Source organism: Pantoea sp. F_5 (assembly GCF_008631595.1).
GTDB lineage: Bacteria > Pseudomonadota > Gammaproteobacteria > Enterobacterales > Enterobacteriaceae > Pantoea > Pantoea gossypiicola.
Window position 1 is genome coordinate 29662 of record NZ_VWUO01000007.1, and the last position, 20895, is coordinate 50556.

Annotated in this window: 18 protein-coding genes; all 18 read left to right on the forward strand. The window is 58.5% G+C overall.

Annotation, left to right across the window (positions count from 1 at the left end; translation table 11 throughout):
• Window positions 1-312 precede the first annotated feature (312 nt).
• The 18 genes from nac (at window position 313) to gabT (ending at window position 20877) form a co-directional block, all read left to right on the forward strand.
• Window positions 313-1230: a nitrogen assimilation transcriptional regulator NAC gene (nac, locus tag F3I44_RS10865; protein WP_150013757.1), complete on the forward strand. Its 918-nt coding sequence runs from the start codon at window positions 313-315 to the stop codon at window positions 1228-1230.
• Window positions 1231-1908: 678 nt separating this feature from the next.
• Window positions 1909-2400: a type VI secretion system tube protein TssD gene (tssD, locus tag F3I44_RS10870; RefSeq protein ID WP_150013759.1), complete on the forward strand. Its 492-nt coding sequence runs from the start codon at window positions 1909-1911 to the stop codon at window positions 2398-2400.
• 12 nt (window positions 2401-2412) lie between these two features.
• Window positions 2413-2769 carry a tlde1 domain-containing protein gene (locus F3I44_RS10875; RefSeq protein ID WP_150013761.1) on the forward strand — a complete coding sequence of 119 codons (357 nt, stop codon included), beginning with the start codon at window positions 2413-2415 and terminating at the stop codon, window positions 2767-2769.
• Window positions 2766-3218 carry a hypothetical protein gene (locus F3I44_RS10880; protein ID WP_150013763.1) on the forward strand — a complete coding sequence of 151 codons (453 nt, stop codon included), beginning with the start codon at window positions 2766-2768 and terminating at the stop codon, window positions 3216-3218. The genes F3I44_RS10875 and F3I44_RS10880 overlap by 4 nt, the downstream gene beginning before the upstream one ends.
• A gap of 186 nt (window positions 3219-3404) precedes the next feature.
• Entirely contained in the window at window positions 3405-4364 is a 960-nt protein-coding gene (gene cbl / locus F3I44_RS10885) for an HTH-type transcriptional regulator Cbl (RefSeq protein ID WP_150013765.1), read from the forward strand.
• 160 nt (window positions 4365-4524) lie between these two features.
• Complete coding sequence (locus F3I44_RS10890; protein ID WP_150013767.1) at window positions 4525-5982, forward strand: NAD-dependent succinate-semialdehyde dehydrogenase; 1458 nt, start codon at window positions 4525-4527, stop codon at window positions 5980-5982.
• Window positions 5983-6429: 447 nt separating this feature from the next.
• Window positions 6430-7899 carry an aldehyde dehydrogenase gene (locus F3I44_RS10895; protein ID WP_150013769.1) on the forward strand — a complete coding sequence of 490 codons (1470 nt, stop codon included), beginning with the start codon at window positions 6430-6432 and terminating at the stop codon, window positions 7897-7899.
• Window positions 7900-7926: 27 nt separating this feature from the next.
• Entirely contained in the window at window positions 7927-8595 is a 669-nt protein-coding gene (locus F3I44_RS10900) for a haloacid dehalogenase type II (protein WP_150013771.1), read from the forward strand.
• Between the two features lie 9 nt (window positions 8596-8604).
• Window positions 8605-9882, forward strand: a complete 1278-nt coding sequence (locus tag F3I44_RS10905; protein WP_150013773.1) for an FAD-binding oxidoreductase — start codon at window positions 8605-8607, stop codon at window positions 9880-9882.
• 81 nt (window positions 9883-9963) lie between these two features.
• A complete protein-coding gene (locus tag F3I44_RS10910) occupies window positions 9964-11571 on the forward strand; it encodes an ABC transporter substrate-binding protein (protein WP_150013775.1) in 1608 nt (535 codons plus the stop codon).
• Window positions 11572-11596: 25 nt separating this feature from the next.
• A complete protein-coding gene (locus F3I44_RS10915; RefSeq protein WP_150013777.1) occupies window positions 11597-12553 on the forward strand; it encodes an ABC transporter permease in 957 nt (318 codons plus the stop codon).
• Window positions 12550-13401, forward strand: coding sequence for an ABC transporter permease (locus F3I44_RS10920; protein ID WP_013358371.1), 852 nt, complete (start codon window positions 12550-12552; stop codon window positions 13399-13401). The genes F3I44_RS10915 and F3I44_RS10920 overlap by 4 nt, the downstream gene beginning before the upstream one ends.
• Entirely contained in the window at window positions 13398-15062 is a 1665-nt protein-coding gene (locus F3I44_RS10925) for an ABC transporter ATP-binding protein (RefSeq protein WP_150013779.1), read from the forward strand. The genes F3I44_RS10920 and F3I44_RS10925 overlap by 4 nt, the downstream gene beginning before the upstream one ends.
• 138 nt (window positions 15063-15200) lie before the next feature.
• Window positions 15201-16532 carry an FAD-binding oxidoreductase gene (locus tag F3I44_RS10930; protein ID WP_150013857.1) on the forward strand — a complete coding sequence of 444 codons (1332 nt, stop codon included), beginning with the start codon at window positions 15201-15203 and terminating at the stop codon, window positions 16530-16532.
• 11 nt (window positions 16533-16543) lie between these two features.
• Window positions 16544-17386, forward strand: coding sequence for a GNAT family N-acetyltransferase (locus F3I44_RS10935; protein ID WP_150013781.1), 843 nt, complete (start codon window positions 16544-16546; stop codon window positions 17384-17386).
• The gene (locus F3I44_RS10940; RefSeq protein ID WP_150013783.1) at window positions 17386-18312 is read left to right on the forward strand and encodes a glyoxylate/hydroxypyruvate reductase A; all 927 of its coding nucleotides are present in this window, start codon (window positions 17386-17388) and stop codon (window positions 18310-18312) included. Before F3I44_RS10935 ends, F3I44_RS10940 begins: the two co-directional genes overlap by 1 nt.
• Window position 18313: 1 nt before the next feature.
• The gene (locus F3I44_RS10945; RefSeq protein ID WP_150013785.1) at window positions 18314-19447 is read left to right on the forward strand and encodes a M20 aminoacylase family protein; all 1134 of its coding nucleotides are present in this window, start codon (window positions 18314-18316) and stop codon (window positions 19445-19447) included.
• A gap of 113 nt (window positions 19448-19560) precedes the next feature.
• A complete protein-coding gene (gabT, locus tag F3I44_RS10950; RefSeq protein ID WP_150013787.1) occupies window positions 19561-20877 on the forward strand; it encodes a 4-aminobutyrate--2-oxoglutarate transaminase in 1317 nt (438 codons plus the stop codon).
• Window positions 20878-20895: the final 18 nt, after the last annotated feature.

Here is a 20895-nt window from a genome sequence, read left to right on the forward strand (position 1 = left end):
GCCTTCATCCGGTGCAATACGTTTCCACTGCACTAAAACTGTACAGCCCGTCATCACTTTTCTGCACGTCTGACTCGCAGCATCTGCACTGCCACAGTGCGCCCGCTCGTGTCCTCCCTTGCTATTACGCATTCCTGATCCTTATTAACCCTTAAGAGGTAATCAGAAACGCTTATTTTCCGGGCCGTTAGGAAAAATCTGGCTGACGGGCGAGGCGCAGGATTTAAACCTGGCCTGCATCTTGCAAAATCTCTGTCATCAGAGCGATGGGCCAGACACCTTTCGCTATTCAGGGTAAGTGACGGAGGCAAGATGAATTTAAGACGACTGAAGTACTTTGTGAAAATCGTCGATATCGGCAGTCTGACGCAGGCAGCCGAAGTGCTGCACATCGCACAGCCTGCACTCAGTCAGCAGGTGGCAACGCTGGAGAATGAGCTGGATCAGCAGCTGCTGATCCGCACCAAGCGCGGCGTCACGCCAACAGAAGCCGGAAAGATTCTCTATGGCCATGCGCGTACTATTCTGCGCCAGTGCGAGCAGGCCCAGACAGCGGTGATCAATGCCGGTCAGGTGCTGAGCGGCCAGGTGTCGATTGGACTGGCACCGGGCACGGCAGCCTCATCGCTGACCATGCCGCTGCTGCAGACCGTCCGCGATCAGTTTCCTGAAATACTGGTCTACCTGCACGAAAACAGCGGCAGCGTGCTGAATGAGAAAGTGATGAACGGTCAGCTGGATATGGCAGTGCTGTACGATCGCGCGCCGACTGCCGGAATCAACAGCGTGCCGCTGATGAAAGAAGATCTCTTCCTGGTCGGTGCAACCGATTACCCAGGTGCCAGCGTCGATCTGGCCGATGTGGCGCAGATGAGCCTGTTTTTACCGCGCGACTACAGCGCAGTGCGCAAACGGGTGGATGAAGCCTTTTCACTGCGTCGCCTGAGTGCGCGCATTATTGGTGAGATCGAATCGATTTCAACCCTGACCGCAGCAATTTCCAGCGGCATGGGTGTCACCGTATTACCTGAATCCGCCGCCCGTGCGCTGGTGGGTTCGACGGATGCCTGGATGTCACGCATCAACAGCCCCTCACTGAGTCTGCCTTTGTCGCTGAACATCTCCGCCCGTTTGCCACTGTCGCCTTCTGCACAGGCCGTGAAAAATATCCTGCTGTCACTGCTGAATAAGCCGCTGAATGAGGAGCGGGAGTTGATGTTAGTGGGGTAGGGTCGCTTTCTCGGGGGCTGAGGTTAAGCTTTGCAGCGCGTTCACACTGAGAAGGTTAGGCCCGCCAGACAGTGGGCAGTTTCAGGTTCTCCGTGCAGGCGAACGCGTCAAGGGGCGGACGCCCGCCCCTTAACAGTCCCGGCGTCCGGCAGCCTGCGTGCTCCGCTTTGCGGGGTGCCCTCGTCACGCCATGCGGCCAGCAGACCGGCCGGACGCGCCATCCCTGGCGCGAACCGTCCTTTCGCCGATGTCCTGTCGGCTCATCCTTGCCTCCGGTTGTTCCTCAGCGCTACGGATGCTTCTCCAAAAGCCCCGCCTGTGATTTCTTTCTTTATTTTCTTGTCCGAACTTCTCGTTGGATGAGGCCGAAAATATTACGGTTAACAGTTTCATCACAATTTGAATATTTTGGTGCGGGGGCAGGCCCGGTTGGCATAAAGAATGGCTGCGCGATGGTTTAACTATTCTGAATAGCTTTCGGGTTCGTATTTTTATCCGTGATACCGGATTATTTCAGGTTTTTTATATCTGGAACAATAAAGTGTTAAACAGATCTTTTTAATGTTGTACGAAAATTGATCTGTTGTTTGCCGGGGTTTAGTTTAATCAGGTTATGAATGTAGCAGGGTTGTCAGCAGATTGAATGCTGGCTTGTCTTTTTAAAGGGAGTTTAAAATTATGGCTATTCCAGCTTATCTCTGGCTCAAAGATGACGGTAACAACATGATTGCTGGATCCGTCGAGGTGGCAGGTCGTGAAGGCGCTATTGAAGTCCTCGGCCTGAATCACGGCATCATGCTCTCGACAGACGACGTGACGGGTAAAACAACGGCTATCCGGGAACACTCCTCTTACAGTTTTGATAAAGAGATCGATATGTCCAGTCCCTGGCTTTACAGGGCTGTGACCTCAGGTCAAAAGCTTCGCTCAGCAGAAATGCGGTTTTACCGGATTAATGACGCAGGCCAGGAAGTTGAATATTTCACTACCCTGATGGAAGGCGTAACCGTTATCTGTGTGGGGCCGATAATATATGACGTTAAATCCTGCTATGGTGAGGCGCGGAATCATCTGGAAGCAGTAGAGTTAATTTATGAAAAAATAACCTGGCGATATGTAGATGGAAATATCATCCACTCGGACAGCTGGAATGAACGAGTAACCGCATAAAGGAATATAACGATGACATGGACATATGAGCAAAGCACGGGTCGCTTATACCATAACCGTGAATTTATTGAGGCTGGCTACTCAGGAAATCTGACTAATAAAAATAATCCCGATCGCCAGCACGTCAGAGGGATGGGACCCCTTCCTCAGGGAACGTACAGGATTGCAGGACACTCCACATCAAAAGGACCCCTGACCATTATTCTGGAGCAGACATCCGGAGAATCTTTTGGCCGTTCGGCGTTCCGCATTCATGGTGAAAGGGTGAATAAGCCAGCGGGTTTCGCCTCACAAGGCTGCATCATTATGTCATTTGCGACCCGGCGACGTGTGCTGCGAGAAGGCGGAATGCTGGAGGTGGTCCGATGAAAAATCTGATACTGATTAGCCTTCTGCCCTGTCTGGTCTGGGCGGGAGCAAACACACCCGACCAGGAGGATCCGATAAAGAGCATTGCATCAGGAGAGCAAGCCTGGCTTGCCAGGGTACCGCAGTTGGCAGCGACAGCTGATGTTCAGCAGGCAATCCGGCTGGAGGATGCTCTGGCCTCGGCTCTGGCAAAAAATCCCCCGGACGTGCTGGAAATGTTACGCGTTATTGACGCCAGAACGTGGCCCCATATGGCAGGTACAGACATTATCTGCAGCATTCCGGCTGAGCGTCCGACAGCCGCTATTGAGGATTTTTATCAACAAACACGTATGGCGCTACTGACAACGGATAAGGGTGCAACCTGTCTCTGGATCCTTGAAGCAAGTTATGTAGAGTGGAAAGCAGATATGGCCAGAATGCATAACCTATCGCCCTCGGTGAAATAGCTTCTTCACCAGGCCGGATTTCAGTCAGCAACTGAAGTCCGGCCGCCTGTCTCAGCCTTCTTAATACCTCTCTGTCTCAATCTGTATATTCCCTAAAGTCATAAAGCCAAATTTTTTAGTATTTCCTGTTATCAATAATTGTTCTTAACATCAGGGAATCAGATTATGTAAAGGGAGGTAAATACCGTGAATTTCCAGCAGCTTAAAATCATCCGCGAGGCGGCCCGCTGTGAGTTTAATTTAACGGAAGTCGCTAACACGCTGTTTACCTCTCAGTCAGGTGTCAGTCGGCACATTCGTGATTTGGAAGATGAACTGGGCGTTGAGATTTTTATTCGTCGCGGTAAGCGCCTGCTGGGAATGACCGAACCGGGTAAAGCGCTGCTGACCATCGCCGAACGCATCCTTGATGAAGCGGGGAAGGTACGACGTCTGGCCGATGTCTTTACCAATGAAACCAGCGGCATCCTGACCATTGCAACGACCCATACTCAGGCGCGCTACAGCCTGCCGAAAATCATCAAAGCGTTTCGTCAGCTCTACCCCAACGTCCGGCTGGAACTCAATCAGGGATCGCCACAGGAAATTGTCACCATGCTGCTGGCCGGTGAAGCAGACATCGGCATTGCCAGTGAAATGCTGGTCAATAACAGCAGTCTGGCGGCGTTCCCCTGGTTCAGCTGGCATCATGCGTTGCTGGTGCCGAAAGATCATGAGCTGGTTCAGAATCAGCCGGTTTCACTGAGCACCCTCAGCCGTTATCCCCTCATTACTTACCGCCAGGGTATCACTGGCCGTTCGCGGGTTGACCGTGCCTTCCAGTCGGCGGGTTTAAAACCGGATATCGTGCTCAGCGCCCAGGACTCCGACGTGGTAAAAACCTACGTTAAACTTGGTCTCGGCGTTGGGATACTGGCCGATCAGGCGTGTGAAACTGAAGAGAGCGAAGAGCTGGTACGCATCGACGCCACACATCTGTTTGATGCCAGCACCGTCTGGCTCGGTCTCAAGCGGGGACAGCTGCAGCGTAACTACGTCTGGCAGTTCCTGGAACTCTGCAACGCTAACCTGTCTCTGGAGGAGATCAAACGTCAGGCACTCTCCTACAGTAATGACGACGAGCCGATCATCGACTTCCAGATTTAAAGCGCGTGCGCATCCCGCGGGATGCGCACGCATTTCCGCACAGCATAAAATTTCAAATCCCCGCGAAAAACTCTTTAACTGACCTTTCTGACCCCGCACAACAACATCCTGCGCTGACCCGGCGCGATAAAGTGGAATCAGCTGACCACAAGGGGATGTTATGTCGCGATTACAACTTAAAGACAGCGATCTGCTGCGCCAGCAGGCGCTGTTTGCCGGACGCTGGCAGGATGCACATCAGGGTGCCACGCTGCCGGTTACCGATCCCGCCACGGGCGAAACACTGGCGACCATTCCGGCGCTGGGCCGAGCGGAAACAGAGCAGGCGATAGCCTATGCGGAAACGGTACGCATCAGCTGGGGCAAAACCACTAACGCCAGCCGTGCCGTACTGCTGGAAAAATGGCATCAGCTGATTATTGAACATGCTGATGACCTGGCAATCATCATGACTGCCGAGCAGGGAAAACCGCTGGCGGAAGCCAGAGGTGAAGTACTCTACGGAGCCAGTTTTGTGAAATGGTTCGCGGAAGAGGCGCGCCGTATCTATGGCGACACCATTCCTGCGCCCAGCGATGACCGGCGCATTCTGGTGCTGAAACAGCCGGTAGGCGTTGCCGCCGCCATCACACCCTGGAACTTCCCGATTGCGATGATCACCCGCAAGGTGGCCCCCGCGCTGGCCGCCGGATGCCCGATTATCGTCAAGCCTTCTGAATTAACGCCGCTCTCGGCACTGGCCCTCGCGGTACTGGCAGAGCGTGCCGGTTTCCCGTCAGGCGTATTACAGGTACTCACCGGCCTGCCCACGGAGATTGGCGCGGCACTGACTGGTAGCCGTACGGTACGTAAAATCTCCTTTACCGGCTCGACCCGCATCGGGCAGTTATTAATGCAGCAGAGCGCTGACAGCATCAAACGTCTGAGCCTGGAGCTGGGCGGCAACGCGCCGCTGATCGTGTTCGATGATGCCGACATTGAGATTGCGGTCGCGGGTGTCATGCTCAGCAAGTTCCGCAACGCCGGGCAGACCTGCGTCTGCGCCAACCGCATCCTGGTGCAGCGCAATATCTATCCGCGCTTCACCGCGCGACTGCTGGAGGCGGTCGCCACCCTGAAAGTGGGCGACGGTTTTGCGCCCGACAGCACCATTGGTCCGCTGATCAACCCCCGCGCGGTAGAAAAAGTGAATGGTCACATCGATGATGCGCTCAGCCAGGGGGCCACGCTGCTGACCGGCGGCATCAGCCAGGGCAACGGCACCTTTGTGCAGCCCACGGTGCTCGGCGAGGTCACGTCCAGCATGCGCATCGCCCATGAAGAAACATTCGGTCCGGTCGCGCCCCTGTTTATCTTTGATAATGAAGAGGAGGCGATCGCGATGGCGAATGACACGCCTTACGGCCTGGGTGCCTACTTCTTTACCGAAAATATCCGGCGTGCCTGGCGGGTGGCGGAGGCGCTGGAGTTTGGCATGGTCGGCTTTAATACCGGCGCGATTTCTCTTGAAGTTGCTCCCTTTGGTGGCGTGAAACTTTCCGGTATTGGCCGGGAAGGATCCCGCTACGGAATTGATGAATATCTGGAGCAGAAAACGTTTCACATTGGCAGTCTGTAATTAAATATGACCTGAACGCCAGCCGGACGATCCGGCTGGCGTTTTTTTTTGCCTGACGCACAGAATTATTTCTGCGGCGTCAAATAATCCTCTTTAAAAAGTAAAGAATTTATCAGGGATGTGAGGCCCGTCGGTAAATGGGTGTGTCATGAACGCAGAAGTGAGCAGCCTGAGCCGGAATATCCGCTTTGGTGCAATTTCCGTGCAGGTTGCACCAGCAGGGCGCATAAATTTTGTGAAGTAAATCATCTGTTTAATTGTTCGGCAAATCCGCAAAAATTACCCCGGCAATACGGCAGAAAATTTTTTTGCGCTGTTTTAAACGCATTTTTATTTTTTGTCCGGCTGGCATACTTTCTGCATTAGCTTATTAACAGCGCAGAAATCGCCAGTTAAAAACGCTAATAAGCCAGCAATTGATGGGTGTTACAAATAAGGAATTCTTCCATGTTAAGTTTCGACCCTGAAAAAGTTTCTCTTCCGGCTGGCCATTATATTGGCGGCCAGCACTGCCAGAGCCAGGGCGCAGCCTTTGAGGTTAAACGTCCCTCTGATGGCAGGGTCTATGCCACGCTGCAGGACGCCACGCCGCAGGATGTCGATCGTGCCGTCACCGTCGCGCATCAGGCGCTGAAAACCAGCGGCTGGTCTGGCTGTCCGCCGCGTGAACGCGGTCGCGTGTTACGCCGCTGGGCTGATTTGATTGAGCAGGACGCGCTGCTGGCTCAGCTGGAAGCGCTGGGCTCAACGCGACCCATCAGCGACGTGGTGCTGCATGAAATTCCGTTTACCGCCGAGGCAATTCGCTTCTACGCCGAATGCGCGGACAAATACAGCGGCGATCTCTTTCCCACCCGCGACAGCAGCCTCGGCATGCTGATTGCGGAACCCTATGGCGTCATCGCCGCGATTACCCCGTGGAATTTCCCGCTGTCGATGGCGTCTTGGAAATGCGGACCTGCGCTGGCAGCAGGCAATGCGGTGGTGCTGAAACCCTCTGAACTGACCCCGTTTTCGACGGTGCGCATGGCCGAACTGGCGATTCAGGCGGGCCTGCCAGCGGGCGTACTGAACATTGTGCAGGGCAGTGGCGCGGTGACCGGCAGCGCGCTGGTGAAACATCCACTGGTGCGCAAAGTTTCGTTTACCGGCTCGACCCTGACCGGCGCGCGCATCATGAGCGATGCCGTGCAGCACGGCATGAAACCGGTGACCCTGGAGCTGGGCGGCAAAAGCCCGCAGCTGGTATTTGATGATGCGGGTGACCTTGAGGTGCTGGCTCAGCGCATTCTGCGCGGCTTCACCGCCAACGGCGGTCAGGCGTGCGTGGCGGGTACCCGTCTTATTGTGCAGCGCAACATTGCCGATCCGCTGGTTGAGCGACTGGCCCAGCTTTGCCGGGAAGTGAAACCGGGCGTCACCTGGCAGGAGGGCAGCCGCTATGCGCCGCTGATCGATGAACGCCAGGGCAACAAAGTCTGCTCGGTCATTGAAGCCGCAAAAGCGCAGGGCGCAGAGGTGCTGGTGGGCGGAGAGCGCTTTGCTGACACCGACAACGGCTGGTTCTGGCAGCCGACGCTGCTGAGTCATGTATCGCAGGATAACCCGGCGGTGCAGCAGGAGATCTTTGGCCCGGTGCTGACGGTGCAGACCTTTGATGATGAAGAGCAGGGACTGGCGATGGCTGCGCACGACACCTACGGTCTCTGCGCCGGTGTCCACACCCTGAGCCTGCCGCGCGCGCTGCGGGCGATGCGGGCGATTGACGCAGGCACCGTCTGGATCAATCGCTATGGCCGCTCCGGCGACTTCATCATTCCCACCGGCGGTTTTCTCGGCTCCGGCATAGGTAAAGATTTAGGGCGTCAGGCGTTTCAGGCCTGCCAGCGCCAGAAGAGCGTACTCATCGATTTCTAAGCGCAACTGACAAGACGAGGGTGTTACATGGCACTGTTTAAACCGAAATTCATCACGTTTGACTGTTACGGCACGCTGATTCGCTTCGATATGGCCGGTGCGGCAGAACGCTGTTTCAGCGACCGCGTCGATCCTGAAGCCATGCACGCCTTCACCACCGACTTTGCCAGCTACCGGCTGGATGAGGTGCTCGGCGCATGGAAACCTTATTACGACGTGGTCAGCAATGCCATCCAGCGCACCTGCAAAAAGTGGGGCGTTAAGTGGGACAAAGCCGACAGCGACTTCATTTACACCGATTGCGCCAGCTGGGGGCCGCACCCCGACGTGCCGGCCGGGCTGGCGAAAGTCGCAAAAGAATTTCCGCTGGTGCTGCTGACCAACTCGATGAAAGACCTTATCCCGCACCATATACCGCGTCTGGGTGCGCCCATCCACATGACCATCACGGCGGAAGAGGCGGGTGCCTACAAACCGCAGATGAAGGGCTTTGAGTACATGCTGGATAAGCTTGGCTGTGGCCCGGAAGAGATCCTGCACGTCTCCTCCAGCTTCCGCTATGACCTGATGACCGCCTACGATCTCGGCATCAAAAACAAAGTCTGGGTTAATCGCGGTCATGAACCGGCGAACCCGTACTACCAGTACACCGAAATCAAAGATATCGGCGGCCTGCCTGGCGTCGTCGGACTCTGAGGACCCCCCATGAAACTGGAATCGTTCTGGCAGGCCACGGCTCCCGCCTTTACCGGTGCTGCCCGCGAACCGCTGCCCGCCCAGGCGGATGTGGTGGTGATTGGCGGCGGCTTCACTGGCGTCTCGGCAGCCCTTAACCTGGCGCGCAGCGGCATCAGCGTGGTGCTGCTGGAGAGTGGCGACGTCATGAGCCAGGCCTCGGCACGCAACGGCGGCCACTGCAATACCGGTGTGGCGCAGAACTTCGCCTCGCTGGTGGCGAGTCAGGGTCTGGAGCAGGCCAGCCGCTTCTACCGGGCATTTGACGACGCGGTGAGCTACGTCCAGCAACTGATCCAGGATGAAGCGATCGACTGCGACTTCCGGCTGTGCGGCAAGCTCAAGCTCGCCAGCAAAGCGTCGCATGTCGCCGGGCTGCGGGAAGCTTATGAACTGATGCGTCGCACTGTGGACCCCGAGATCGAATTGCTCGACAAAACGGCGGTGCGCGACGAAATCGCCAGTGACAAATTCCACGGCGGCCTGCTGCAGAAGCGTGGTGGTCAGATGCACATGGGCAAGTTTGGCATCGGGCTGGCTGAGGCCGCCGCCCGCAGCGGGGCGAAAATTTACCCGCACCACGCCGTGACGAAGCTGGAACGTCTGAAGGGCTATCAGCACCGGATTCACACCGCGCAGGGCACCCTTCTGGCGGATAAAGTGCTAATGGCGACGGGCTGCTCCAACGTCGGCCCTTTCCCCTGGTTTCAGCGCCGCATTGTGCCGGTCGGCAGCTTTATTGTGGTGACGGAAGCGCTCGACCCGGCGCTGCTGCGCCAGGTGCTGCCCCATAACCGAACCTACGTGACATCGCTGAATATCGGCAACTACTTCCGTACCACGGCCGACAGCCGGCTGGTGTTTGGCGGGCGGGCGCGGTTTGCGGTCAGCAACCCGACATCTGATTCGCGCAGCGGCGAGATCCTGCATCATGCGATGAAGCAGATGCTGCCGCAGCTCGGCCAGGCAGAGGTGGATTATTGCTGGGGTGGCATGGTCGATATGACCGCCGACCGTCTCCCGCACGCGGGTGAACAGGATGGCCTCTTCTATTCGCTGGGCTACAGCGGCCACGGCACGCAGATGTCGGTGTGGATGGGGCGGGTCATGGCCGATCTGCTGGCCGAAAAGCGCACTGAAAATCCCTGGCAGCGTGATGCATGGCCCGCGCTGCCAGGTTATCACGGCAAGCCATGGTTTTTACCGCTCGCAGGACTCTATTACAAAGCAAAGGATCGCCTTTCTTAACGTCCCGTCGGGTGCTGGCCGCCAGGTTGCCAGCACCGCCAGAACATGATCCCGGTTCGCCTGACTATTGAGGGTAGAGAGATGAGTAAATTTGATAATAACGACGCTGATGCGGTAAATCCGGCACTGACGCGCATGATCACCGAAGGCTCGCTGTCACGTCGCAGCCTGATGAAGATTCTTTCCGCCGGTGCGGTGATGAGCAGCGGGCTGGTGGGCTTTTCCGGTGCGGCACTGGCGGACGACAAGCCGGTCAAAGGCGGTAAACTGCGGGCGGCAATGTCGAATGCCTCCGCCACCGACACGCTCGATCCGGCTAAAAGTAACAACAGCGCGGACTACACCCGCCAGTTCATGTTCTACAGCGGTCTGACCGAACTGGACAAAAACCTGATGGCGCAACCGGCGCTGGCCGAATCAGTGGAATCCAGCGACGGTATCACCTGGCATATTAAACTGCGCAAGGGCGTCACCTTCCATGATGGCAAACCCCTGACCGCTAAAGATGTGATCTTCTCGCTCAGCCGCCACAAAGATCCGGCCATCGCCTCAATCGCCTTTAAGCTGGCCGATCAGTTCAAAACTTTCAGTGCGGTCAATGATAACGAGGTACAACTGGAGCTGAACAGCGCCAACTTTGACGTCCCTTACATGCTGGCGACGCCACCGTTTTTGATTGTCAAAGACGGCACCACCGACTTCAGCAAAGGCATCGGCACCGGTCCGTTTGTCTGCAAAACCTTTATGCCAGGCACACGTACCATCGGCACCAAAAATCCCAATTACTACAAGCCCGGCCTGCCGCATCTGGATGAGGTGGAGCTGATCGGCGTCACTGACAACGCGGCGCGTGTCAATGCCCTGATGTCGGGCGATCTGCAGATGGTCTCCACCCTGAGCGCCGCGGACTGCAAACGCATTAAAGCCAGCAGCGAGTTTGGCATACTGGAGAGCAAATCAGGCATGTACACCAACCTGATTATCCGCACCGACATGAAGCCGGGTAACAACGAGGATTTTGTGCTGGCGATGAAATATCTGCAGCCGCGCGAAATGCTGGTGAAAACGGTACTGCAGGGTTACGGCGACGTCAGTAATGACACGCCGGTGCCGCCATGGCATCCGCTTTACAACGCCGACCTCAAACCGCGTCCGCTCGACATAGAAAAAGCGAAGTTCCACATTAAAAAAGCGGGCATGGCTGGCGCTACAGTAGAGATCATCACGACGCCCAACATTGAAGGCGCGAACGAAGGTGGGCAGATGATCCAGCAGATGGCGCGCGGGGCAGGCCTGAACATCAAAGTGCGACGCGTGCCGTATGACGGTTACTGGTCTTCGCACTGGATGAAAGATCCGGTGGGATATGGCTCGATAAATCCGCGTCCGACGCTCGACATGCTCTTCTCACAGTTTTATCTCTCTACCGCACCGAATAATGAGTCGGGCTGGAAAAATCCGCAGTTTGATCAGCTGGTGGTCGCCGCGCGCGGAGAACGCGATCAGGCAAAGCGCAAGCAGATGTATGGCGACATGCAGACGCTGATTTATGACCACTGCGGCACGATTATCCCGACCTTTATCAGCTCCACCGATGGCTACAACAAAAAGGTCAAAGGGGTCGAGTCCTGGCCGTCGGGCATGATGATGGGCTATCGCTTCCATGAGTTTGCGTGGCTGTCAGCCTGATTTTATCTGAGTAAGGAGTTCGCCGATGAACCGATACATGCTGTTCCTGATTGCCCGGCGCATTGGTGCCGGCATCCTGACGTTGCTTATCGTCTCGGCGGTGGTGTTTTTCATCACCAGCCTGCTGCCGGGTGACGCGGCGCAGATGATCCTCGGCCAGAACGCCACGCCGGAAACGGTGTCGGCGTTACGGCAGCAGCTGGGTCTCGATCAGCCTTTACTGGTGCGCTATCTCCACTGGCTGACGGGTATGGTGCAGGGTGACTTTGGCATCTCGTTTGCCAGCCATCTGCCGGTCTCGCAGCTGGTAGCGCAACGCATACCCGCCACCTTTGAACTGGCGGGCATCACCACGCTGATCTGCGTGCCGCTGGCACTGATTATCGGCATTATCGCGGCGATGAATCGCGGTTCCCGGCTTGATCGGGCGCTGGTTATCGGCACCATGGCGACGGTGGCCGTGCCGGAGTTCCTGGTCGCGACCGTGGCGGTGCTGATCTTCGCCGTGAAGCTGCACTGGGTATCGGCGATGTCGTTCGGCAGTCCGGACAGCGACCTGCTGAGCTACCTCAAAGCCTATGCGTTGCCGGTGCTGACGCTCTGCTGCGTGCTGGTGGCGCAGATGGCACGCATGACGCGGGCCGCCATTATCAACCAGCTCGACAGCCCTTACCTGGAGATGGCGCTGCTGAAAGGGGTATCGCCACTGCGTGCTGTGCTGCGTCACGCGCTGCCTAACGCGGTCGGACCTATCGCCAATGCGATTTCGCTGAGCCTCTCCTACCTGTTTGGCGGGGTGATCATCATCGAAACCATCTTCAGCTATCCCGGTCTGGCCAGCCAGCTGGTGGATGCGGTCAGTAACCGCGACCTGCCGGTTGTGCAGCTCTGCGTGATGCTCTTCGCCGCCTGCTACCTGGTTCTGCTGCTGGCGGCCGACATTCTGACTATCGCCTTTAACCCGAAATGGAGAAGCGCATGAATACTCTCTTGTTGCCCTGGCGTTTCTTACAGTCGCTCTCCTGGTCAGGTCGGCTGGGTCTGATCATGTCGCTGTTCTGGCTGCTGATGGCGGTGTTTGGCACGCCACTGGCCCCGCACAGCATTGATGACATCGGCGGTGGCCCGCTGATGGGCGGCATGACGGCCGATAACCTGCTGGGGACCGACTACCTGGGGCGCGACATGCTGAGCCGGATTCTCTACGGCGCGAAGTTCTCCATCGGCCTGGCACTGAGTGCGGCGCTGCTGGCCAGCCTGATTGGCACGCTGCTGGCACTGCTGGCGGCGGTAACGGGACGCTGGCTGGAGGAGCTGCTGGGCCGCGTCAACGATGCGCTGCTGGTGCTGCCTGGCAAAGTGCTGTCGCTGATGATTGTCGCGGTGTTTGGCTCCTCACTGCCCATGCTGATCCTGACGGCGGTGTTCACCTACTGGCCGGGCGCATTCCGCATCGCGTTTGCTATGGCCAGCTCGCTGCGCAGCATGGATTACGTCCGGGCGTCACGGCTGCGGGGCGAAAGCCGCTGGTATATCGCCATTCACGATATCCTGCCTAACATGGTGCATCCGATGCTGACGGACTTTGGCCTGCGCTTTGTCTACATCGTGCTGCTGCTGAGCGGCCTGAGCTTCCTCGGCCTGGGGGTGCAGCCGCCGTACGCCGACTGGGGCACGCTGGTACGTGAAAACATGCAGGGGCTGTTTGATGGCTCGCCCGCGGTACTGATGCCCGCTCTGGCGATTGCCAGCCTGACCATTGGTGCCAACCTGTTTATTGACAGCCTGCAGGCGATGCGTCCGATGACGCTGGCGAAGGAGGGAGCATGAACGTGACACCACATACCGCCATGCCGGTGATTTCGGTGGATAAACTGCGCGTCACCGCACAGACCGATCGCGGCGAAGAGATCGACCTCGTGTCTGACATTCACTTCACGGTGCAGAAAGGTGAGGTGCTGGCGCTGATTGGCGAATCCGGCTCCGGAAAAACCACCATTGCCATGGCACTGATGGGCTATGCCCGCAACGGCTGCCGCATCGCTGAGGGCAATATTCACGTTGCCGGCACCGACGTGAACAGTCTGACGCCTGGCCAGCTGCGCGCGTTTCGCGGCAACAAGGTCGCTTATATCGCCCAGAGCGCCGCGGCGTCATTTAATCCGGGCATGAAGATCCTCGACCAGGTGATTGAGCCAGTGGTTATTCACGGCACGATGACCCGCAAAGACGCGAAAGCCAAAGCGATCGGCCTGTTCCGGGAGCTGGCGCTGCCCAATCCCGAAACCATTGGCGACCGGTTCCCGCATCAGGTATCGGGCGGTCAGTTACAGCGTCTGATGACGGCGATGGCGCTGATTGGCGACCCTGACGTGGTGATCCTTGATGAACCCACGACCGCACTGGATGTGACCACCCAGGTGGAAGTGCTGAAGGCGTTTCGCCGCGTAGTGGTGCAGCGCGGCGTCACCGCGATTTACGTCAGTCACGATCTGGCCGTGGTGGCACAGATGGCTGACCGGATTCTGGTGCTGCTGCGCGGTAAAATGGCGGAGTATGGCAGCACCGCGCACCTGATTGGCGCGCCGCAGGCGGAGTACACCCGGCTGCTGATGGATGCAGCGCGGCAGAAAGAGCGGCCCAGCAACTGGTGTCCGGCCGCCGCCGATATTCAGCCGCTGCTGGAAGTGCGCGATCTCAATGCCGGTTATGGCCCGCGCGACAGCGACGGCCAGCCGAAAATACGCATTCTGGAGGAGATTAACCTTAAGCTGTGGAAAGGCCAGGCGATTGGCATCATCGGCGAGTCTGGCTCGGGTAAAACGACGCTGGCCCATGCCATTGCCGGTCTCAACGCGCCGAGCCACGGGCATATCCTGTTTAACGGTCACTATATTGCCGGCGATATGCAGAAACGCCCTGACAACGAGCTGCGGCGCATTCAGTATGTCTTTCAGATGGCGGATACCGCGCTGAATCCGGCCCATAGCGTTGAGCGCATCCTGTCGCGACCGCTGACGCTGTTTCATGGGCTGAGCGGGGCGGCCCGACAGCAGCGACTTTATCAGCTGCTGGATCTGGTGCAGCTGCCGCGCAGCGTGCTGTGGCGGCGTCCCTGGGCGCTCTCCGGTGGTCAGAAGCAGCGCGTCAACCTGGCACGTGCGCTGGCAGCGGAGCCGGACCTGATTTTGTGTGATGAAGTGACTTCTGCGCTGGATACCGTGGTCGCTGCCGCCGTCCTCGACTTAATCAGCGAACTGCGCCGCGAGCTGGGACTCTCTGTGATCTTCATCAGCCACGACATGCATGCGGTGCGCGCGGTGTGCGACGAAATTGTCGTGATGAAAAGCGGTCGCATCGTTACCCAGCTGGCACGCAATGACTACGACAAGCCGACCAGCGAGTTGTATTTCGAGCGGCTGAAACGCGCGGTACCGGAGCTGCGTCAGGGCTGGCTGGATGAACATGAAGAGATTTTAAAAGCGGAGTGAGTGGCCGCTGAGCCTTACGGGCAACTGAATTTATCCGTCTGCGCAGTACTGATGTGCAAGGCAGGCGGCGTGGGTCAGCGTACAGCGGCGATGTCGCACTGCGCCAGACCCGATACTGACAACAGAGGTCATTGTGTTATGCCCGCACCGATTCGTTATGTACAGGACAGTGCTGACTTTCCCGATTCCGCCGATGTGGTGGTGATTGGCGCTGGTATTGCCGGTGCCGCCGCCACCTGGGAGCTGGCGAAGCAGGGAGTTAAGGTGGTGCTGATTGAAAAAGGGCTGGTTGGCGCTGAGCAGTCGAGCCGCAACTGGGGCTGGTGCCGCCAGCAAAACCGTGATGAGCGTGAGTTGCCACTGATTATCTATGCGCTGCAACGCTGGGGTGAGCTGGGTGAAGAAACCGGTGAAGAGCTGGGTTTCCGCCGCAGCGGCCTGGTATACGCCACCCAGGAAGAGTCGGATATCGCGGCCTGGGATAAGTGGAACCAGATGGCAAAAGGCTATGGCATGCGCAGTTCGATTCTCACCGCAGAGCAGGCCAAAACGATGACGCCCGGCAGCACCACAAACTGGCTGGGCGGTCTCTCGTCGCCGACCGATGGTCACGCCGAGCCGCGCCTGGCTGCACCGGGGCTGGTGGCTGGCGCGCAGAAAAAGGGCGCACTGCTGTTTCAGCAGTGCGCAGTTCGCGGGCTGGATATCGCCGCAGGTCGGGTCAGCGGCGTCTGGACCGAACGCGGTCTGATCAAAACCAGCCGGGTTATCTGTGCCGCCGGGGCCTGGACCTCCATGTTCTGCCGTCGTCACGGCATCGACCTGCCGCTGGGTAACGTCATTGGCACCGCCTTCCGCACGCAGCCCATTGAGCAGGCGATCGCCATGCCGCTCTACACGCCGGGCTTTGCCTGCCGCCCACAAATTGACGGCAGCTATACCGTGTCCGTTTCGGGTCGCGGACGTCTGGAGCCGGGCGCGCAGGGGCTGCGCTATGCCCGCCAGTTCTATCCGACCTTTAAAAGTCGCCGCAAAAATCTGACCCTGAATCTCGGCCTGTCGCCGTTCTTCAACGGCCCTGAAGCGATGGGGGGCTGGTCATTTGACCGCGAGTCGCCGTTTGAGCGGATGCGTATTCTTGATCCGGCAGCGGATGCAAAAATCGTAGAGGAAGGACTGGCGGCAATGCGGCGTGAATATCCGGCGCTGGCGAATCTTAAGCTGGCACAGTCGTGGGGCGGCATGATTGACAGTACCCCGGACGCCATTCCGGTGATCTCCACCGTGGCGAAACTGCCAGGGCTGGTGCTCTCGGCAGGTTACAGTGCCCACGGCTTCGGTATCGGGCCGGGAGCCGGACGACTGGCGGCTGACCTTGCGACCGAAGCTACACCCATCGTTGATCCGACCCCTTACCGCTACAGCCGTCTGGTTGACGGCAGCGGACTTGACACGCCAGGCATGATGTAAGGAGAACGCGAATGAGCCTGACCATACGCGCAATGACGCCAGATGATATTGAAACGTGTTTCACCTTAACCCAGGTGCTGAACTGGCCCCATCGCCGTGAAGACTGGCAGCTGGCGTTACAACTGGGCGAGGGCACGGTAATAGAAGAGCAGGGCAAACTGATTGGCAGCGCTGTGCTCTGGCGCTGGGGTGACCGTGCCGCCACGGTGGGACTGGTGATTATCGATAACCAGCAGCAGGGACGCGGCCTCGGCAAGCAGCTGATGCTGGCGCAGCTGGAAAAACTGCCTGATTACAATGTGCGTCTGCACGCCACCGAAATGGGCAAAGGGCTGTATGAGAAGCTCGGTTTTGTGAGCTGTGGTGAGATCCGCCAGCACCAGACGCGTGCCCTGACCACGCTGCCAGAAGTGGTGATCCCCGCGGGGCTGAAACTGCGCCCGGCGACAGCAGCCGATCATGGCACGCTGGTGACGCTGGATCAGCAGGCACACGGCATGCATCGCCCGGCGCTGATTGAGCATCTGCTGCGCGACTGCCAGACAGTGATTTTAGAGGATGCGCAGCAGCAGATTCAGGGCTTCGCCAGCCTGCGCCGCTTTGGTCACGGCTGGGCGATAGGCCCGGTGATCGCAGCAGACTTTCCGGCCGCTCAGGCACTGGTCGCCTCGCTGATGCAGTCGCTGCAGGGTGAATTTCTGCGCATCGACACCGACGCCGCGCTGCCGATGGCGGCCTGGCTTGAAAGTCTGGGTATTCCTCAGGTCGATGCGCCCACCACCATGGTGCGCGGCACGCCCTGGACGCCGCAGGGTATGCAGGCGTTTGGACTCATGACGCAGGCGATGGCCTGATGCATATCGTCTATAAATCGGAGCCGGAACGAGGCCGGATCTGGCAGCGCTGGCTGGCGGAACATTCGCCTGATATTCAGCTGCATCTCTGGCCGGAGACCGGTGATCCGGAGCAGGTTGAAGCGCTGGTCGCCTGGCAGCCTCCCGCTGACATTCCGGCGCTGTTTCCCCGGCTGAAACTGCTTTTCTCGGTGGGGGCAGGTGCCGACCAGTTTGACTTCAGCGCGCTGCCGCCCGACCTGCCGGTAATCAGAATGATCGAGCCGGGCCTGACGCAGGGCATGGTGGAATATGTCACCTTCGCGGTGCTCGGTCTGCATCGCGACATGCCGCGCTATTTCCATCAGCAACACCAGCAGCAGTGGCTGCCTCATGCAGCTATACCTGCCGGGCAACGTCGGGTCGGCGTGATGGGGCTGGGCAAACTGGGTCAGGCCGCGTTAGCGCAGCTGGTGGCGCTGGGCTTTGACTGCGCAGGCTGGAGCCGCACACCGCGCGAGTGCCCCGGTGTCCGCTGCTGGCACGGCGCAGATCAACTCGCTGACTTTCTGGCGCACAGCGAGATTCTGGTCTGCCTGCTGCCGCTGACCGACACCACCCAGGGTTTGCTGAATCAGTCTCTGTTCAGCCAGCTACCGCACGGCGCGGCGCTGGTGCAGGCCGGGCGCGGCCCGCAGCTGAATCATGACGATCTGCTGCGGGCACTGGAAGGCGGTCAGCTGCGTGCCGCCGTCATTGACGTCACCGATCCGGAGCCGTTACCGCCGGGCCATCCGTTCTGGCACCATCCCGCTATCTGGCTGACGCCGCACATTGCCAGCCAGACGCAGAATGAGAGTGCCATTGCGGCCCTGCTGGAGAACCTGCGGCGCTATCAGCGTGGCGAGCCGCTGCACGGTGAGATTGACCGTTCGCGAGGATATTAAGATGGAACATTTAGTGGCACTGCGCCGCGACCTGCATGCGCACCCGGAGCTGGGTTTCCAGGAGCAGCGCACCAGCGACATCGTGGCGAACTTTCTGCACCAGCTGGGCATCGAGGTGCATCGCGGCATGGGTAAAACCGGCGTGGTCGGGATACTGAAGAAGGGCAGCAGTAAACGCATGATTGGCCTGCGCGCCGACATGGATGCGCTGCCGATGCAGGACCAGGGCGGCACGGAATGGCAAAGTCAGGCAGAGCAGGTGAGTCATGCCTGTGGCCACGATGGTCATACCGTGATGCTGCTGGGTGCCGCTGAAAAACTGGCACGGGACGTCAGCTTTGACGGCAACGTCTGCTTTATCTTCCAGCCTGCTGAAGAGGGAATGGCGGGTGCAAAAGCGATGATCGACGACGGTCTGTTCAGTCGCTTTCCCTGTGAGGCGGTCTACGCCATTCACAACTGGCCGGAACTGCCGCTCGGTCAGGTACAGACTCGCCCTGGCCCGATTATGGCAGCAGCCGACCGCTTTGATATCCGGGTGCTGGGCGGCGGTGGTCACGCCGCGCAGCCTCACCTGACGCGTGACACTTTGCTGGCGACCAGCGAGCTGGTGGTACAGCTCAATACGCTGGTTTCTCGCGCCCTGGATCCGTGCGAAACCGCGCTGCTTACCGTCACACGGATGCAGGGCGGCTTTTCACACAACATGATCCCGGCCGAGGCGAGTATCACCGGCACGGTGCGTACCTTTAGCCCGGCGGCGCAGGATACGATTGAAGCACGGCTTCGCCAGATGGCAGAGCACGTCACGGCGGCTCATGGGTTGCACGCAGAAGTGAGCTATCAGCGTTACTACCCGGCGACGATGAACAGCGCGACGGAAGCGCAGTTTTGCCTTGAAGCGCTGACGCAGGCAGGCATCCCGGCTGACGCCGCGGCCAGACCCGCGCTCACCTCGGAAGATTTCGCTTTTATGCTTCAGGCGCGTCCCGGTGCCTATCTGTGGCTGGGATCGTCGCCCTGTAAGCCATTGCACCATGCCGCATATGACTTTAACGATGCGCTGATCCCCCATGGCGTTAACGTTTTTGTCGCGCTGGTACGCCAGGCACTGGCAGAGAAATTTCCCTGCTGAATGCAGCGGGATTTTGACAGGAAATGCCGCTGCCTCGGGAATTACGGCAGCGTGAGAAACCAGCGGGTTGCGATACTTGAGCCAACCGAACGTTACGTGGATGAGGGTTTAAAATGCAGAATGTCATGGCAGAGCAGCAAGCATACTCCGATAACAGCCTGTTACTGGATGCACGCGAGCAGAACGTGCCGCGCGGTGTAGTGACCGCCCATCCGCTGGTGATTGAACGCGCCAGAGGCAGTGAAGTGTGGGACGTTGAGGGCAATCGCTATCTTGACTTTGTTGGCGGTATTGGCGTGCTGAATGTCGGCCACAATCACCCGGCGGTAGTCAATGCAGTGACCCGCCAGCTTGGTCTGGTGTCACACGCCTGTTTTCAGGTGGTGGCCTATCCGGGCTACATCGAGCTGGCGCAGCGGCTGAATAAACTGGTGGGCGGCGATGAGGCGTACAAAAGTGTCTTCTTCACCAGCGGTGCCGAAGCGGTGGAAAATGCGGTGAAAATTGCCCGCTCACACACCCAGCGCCCCGGCATCATCGCGTTTGATGGCGCGTTTCATGGCCGCACGCTGCTGGGCGTCACCCTGACCGGCATGTCCGCGCCGTACAAACAGAACTTTGGCCCGTTCCCCGGCGACATCTATCGTCTTCCCTTCCCGAATCCACTGCACGGCGTGACGGAAGCGGACTGCCTGAAGGCGCTGGATCAGCTATTCGCGGTGCAAATCCTGCCGGAGCGTGTGGCGGCGATTATCATTGAACCGGTTCAGGGCGATGGCGGCTTCCTGCCAGCCGGGCCAGCCTTTATGCAGGCGCTGCGTCGCATTACCAGCCAGCACGGTATTCTGCTGATTTGTGATGAAGTGCAGTCCGGCTTCGGACGTACCGGCACGATGTTCGCCTTCCAGCAGCTGGGTATCAAACCGGATTTAATCACTCTGGCAAAAAGTCTGGGCGGCGGTCTGCCCATTTCCGGCGTAGTCGGTCGGGCGGCGATCATGGATGCGCCCACGCCTGGCGGGTTAGGCGGCACCTATGGCGGCAACGCGCTGGGCTGTGCGGCGGCGCTGGCGGTGCTGGATCTGTTTGAGCATGAGAACCTGCTGCAGCGTTCCTGTCAGCTCGGTGAACAGCTCAATGCCCGTCTGCGACAGCTGGCGGATAAATATGCCTGCATTGGTGACGTGCGCGGCGTGGGCTTTATGCAGGCGGTGGAAATCCTCGATTTCGAAACCGGCCGTCCCGATGCGGCGCTGACCCAGAAGATCCTCGACAGCGCCTGTCAGGAAGGGCTGCTGCTGATTAAGTGCGGCCTGCATCGGAACACTATCCGTTTCCTGGCACCGCTGGTTACCACCGACTCACAGCTGGAAGAGGCGCTGCATATTTTCGATATTGCGCTGGCCCGTGCCACCGGGCGGCTGGGTTAAACCCTGTTCCTCATTGAT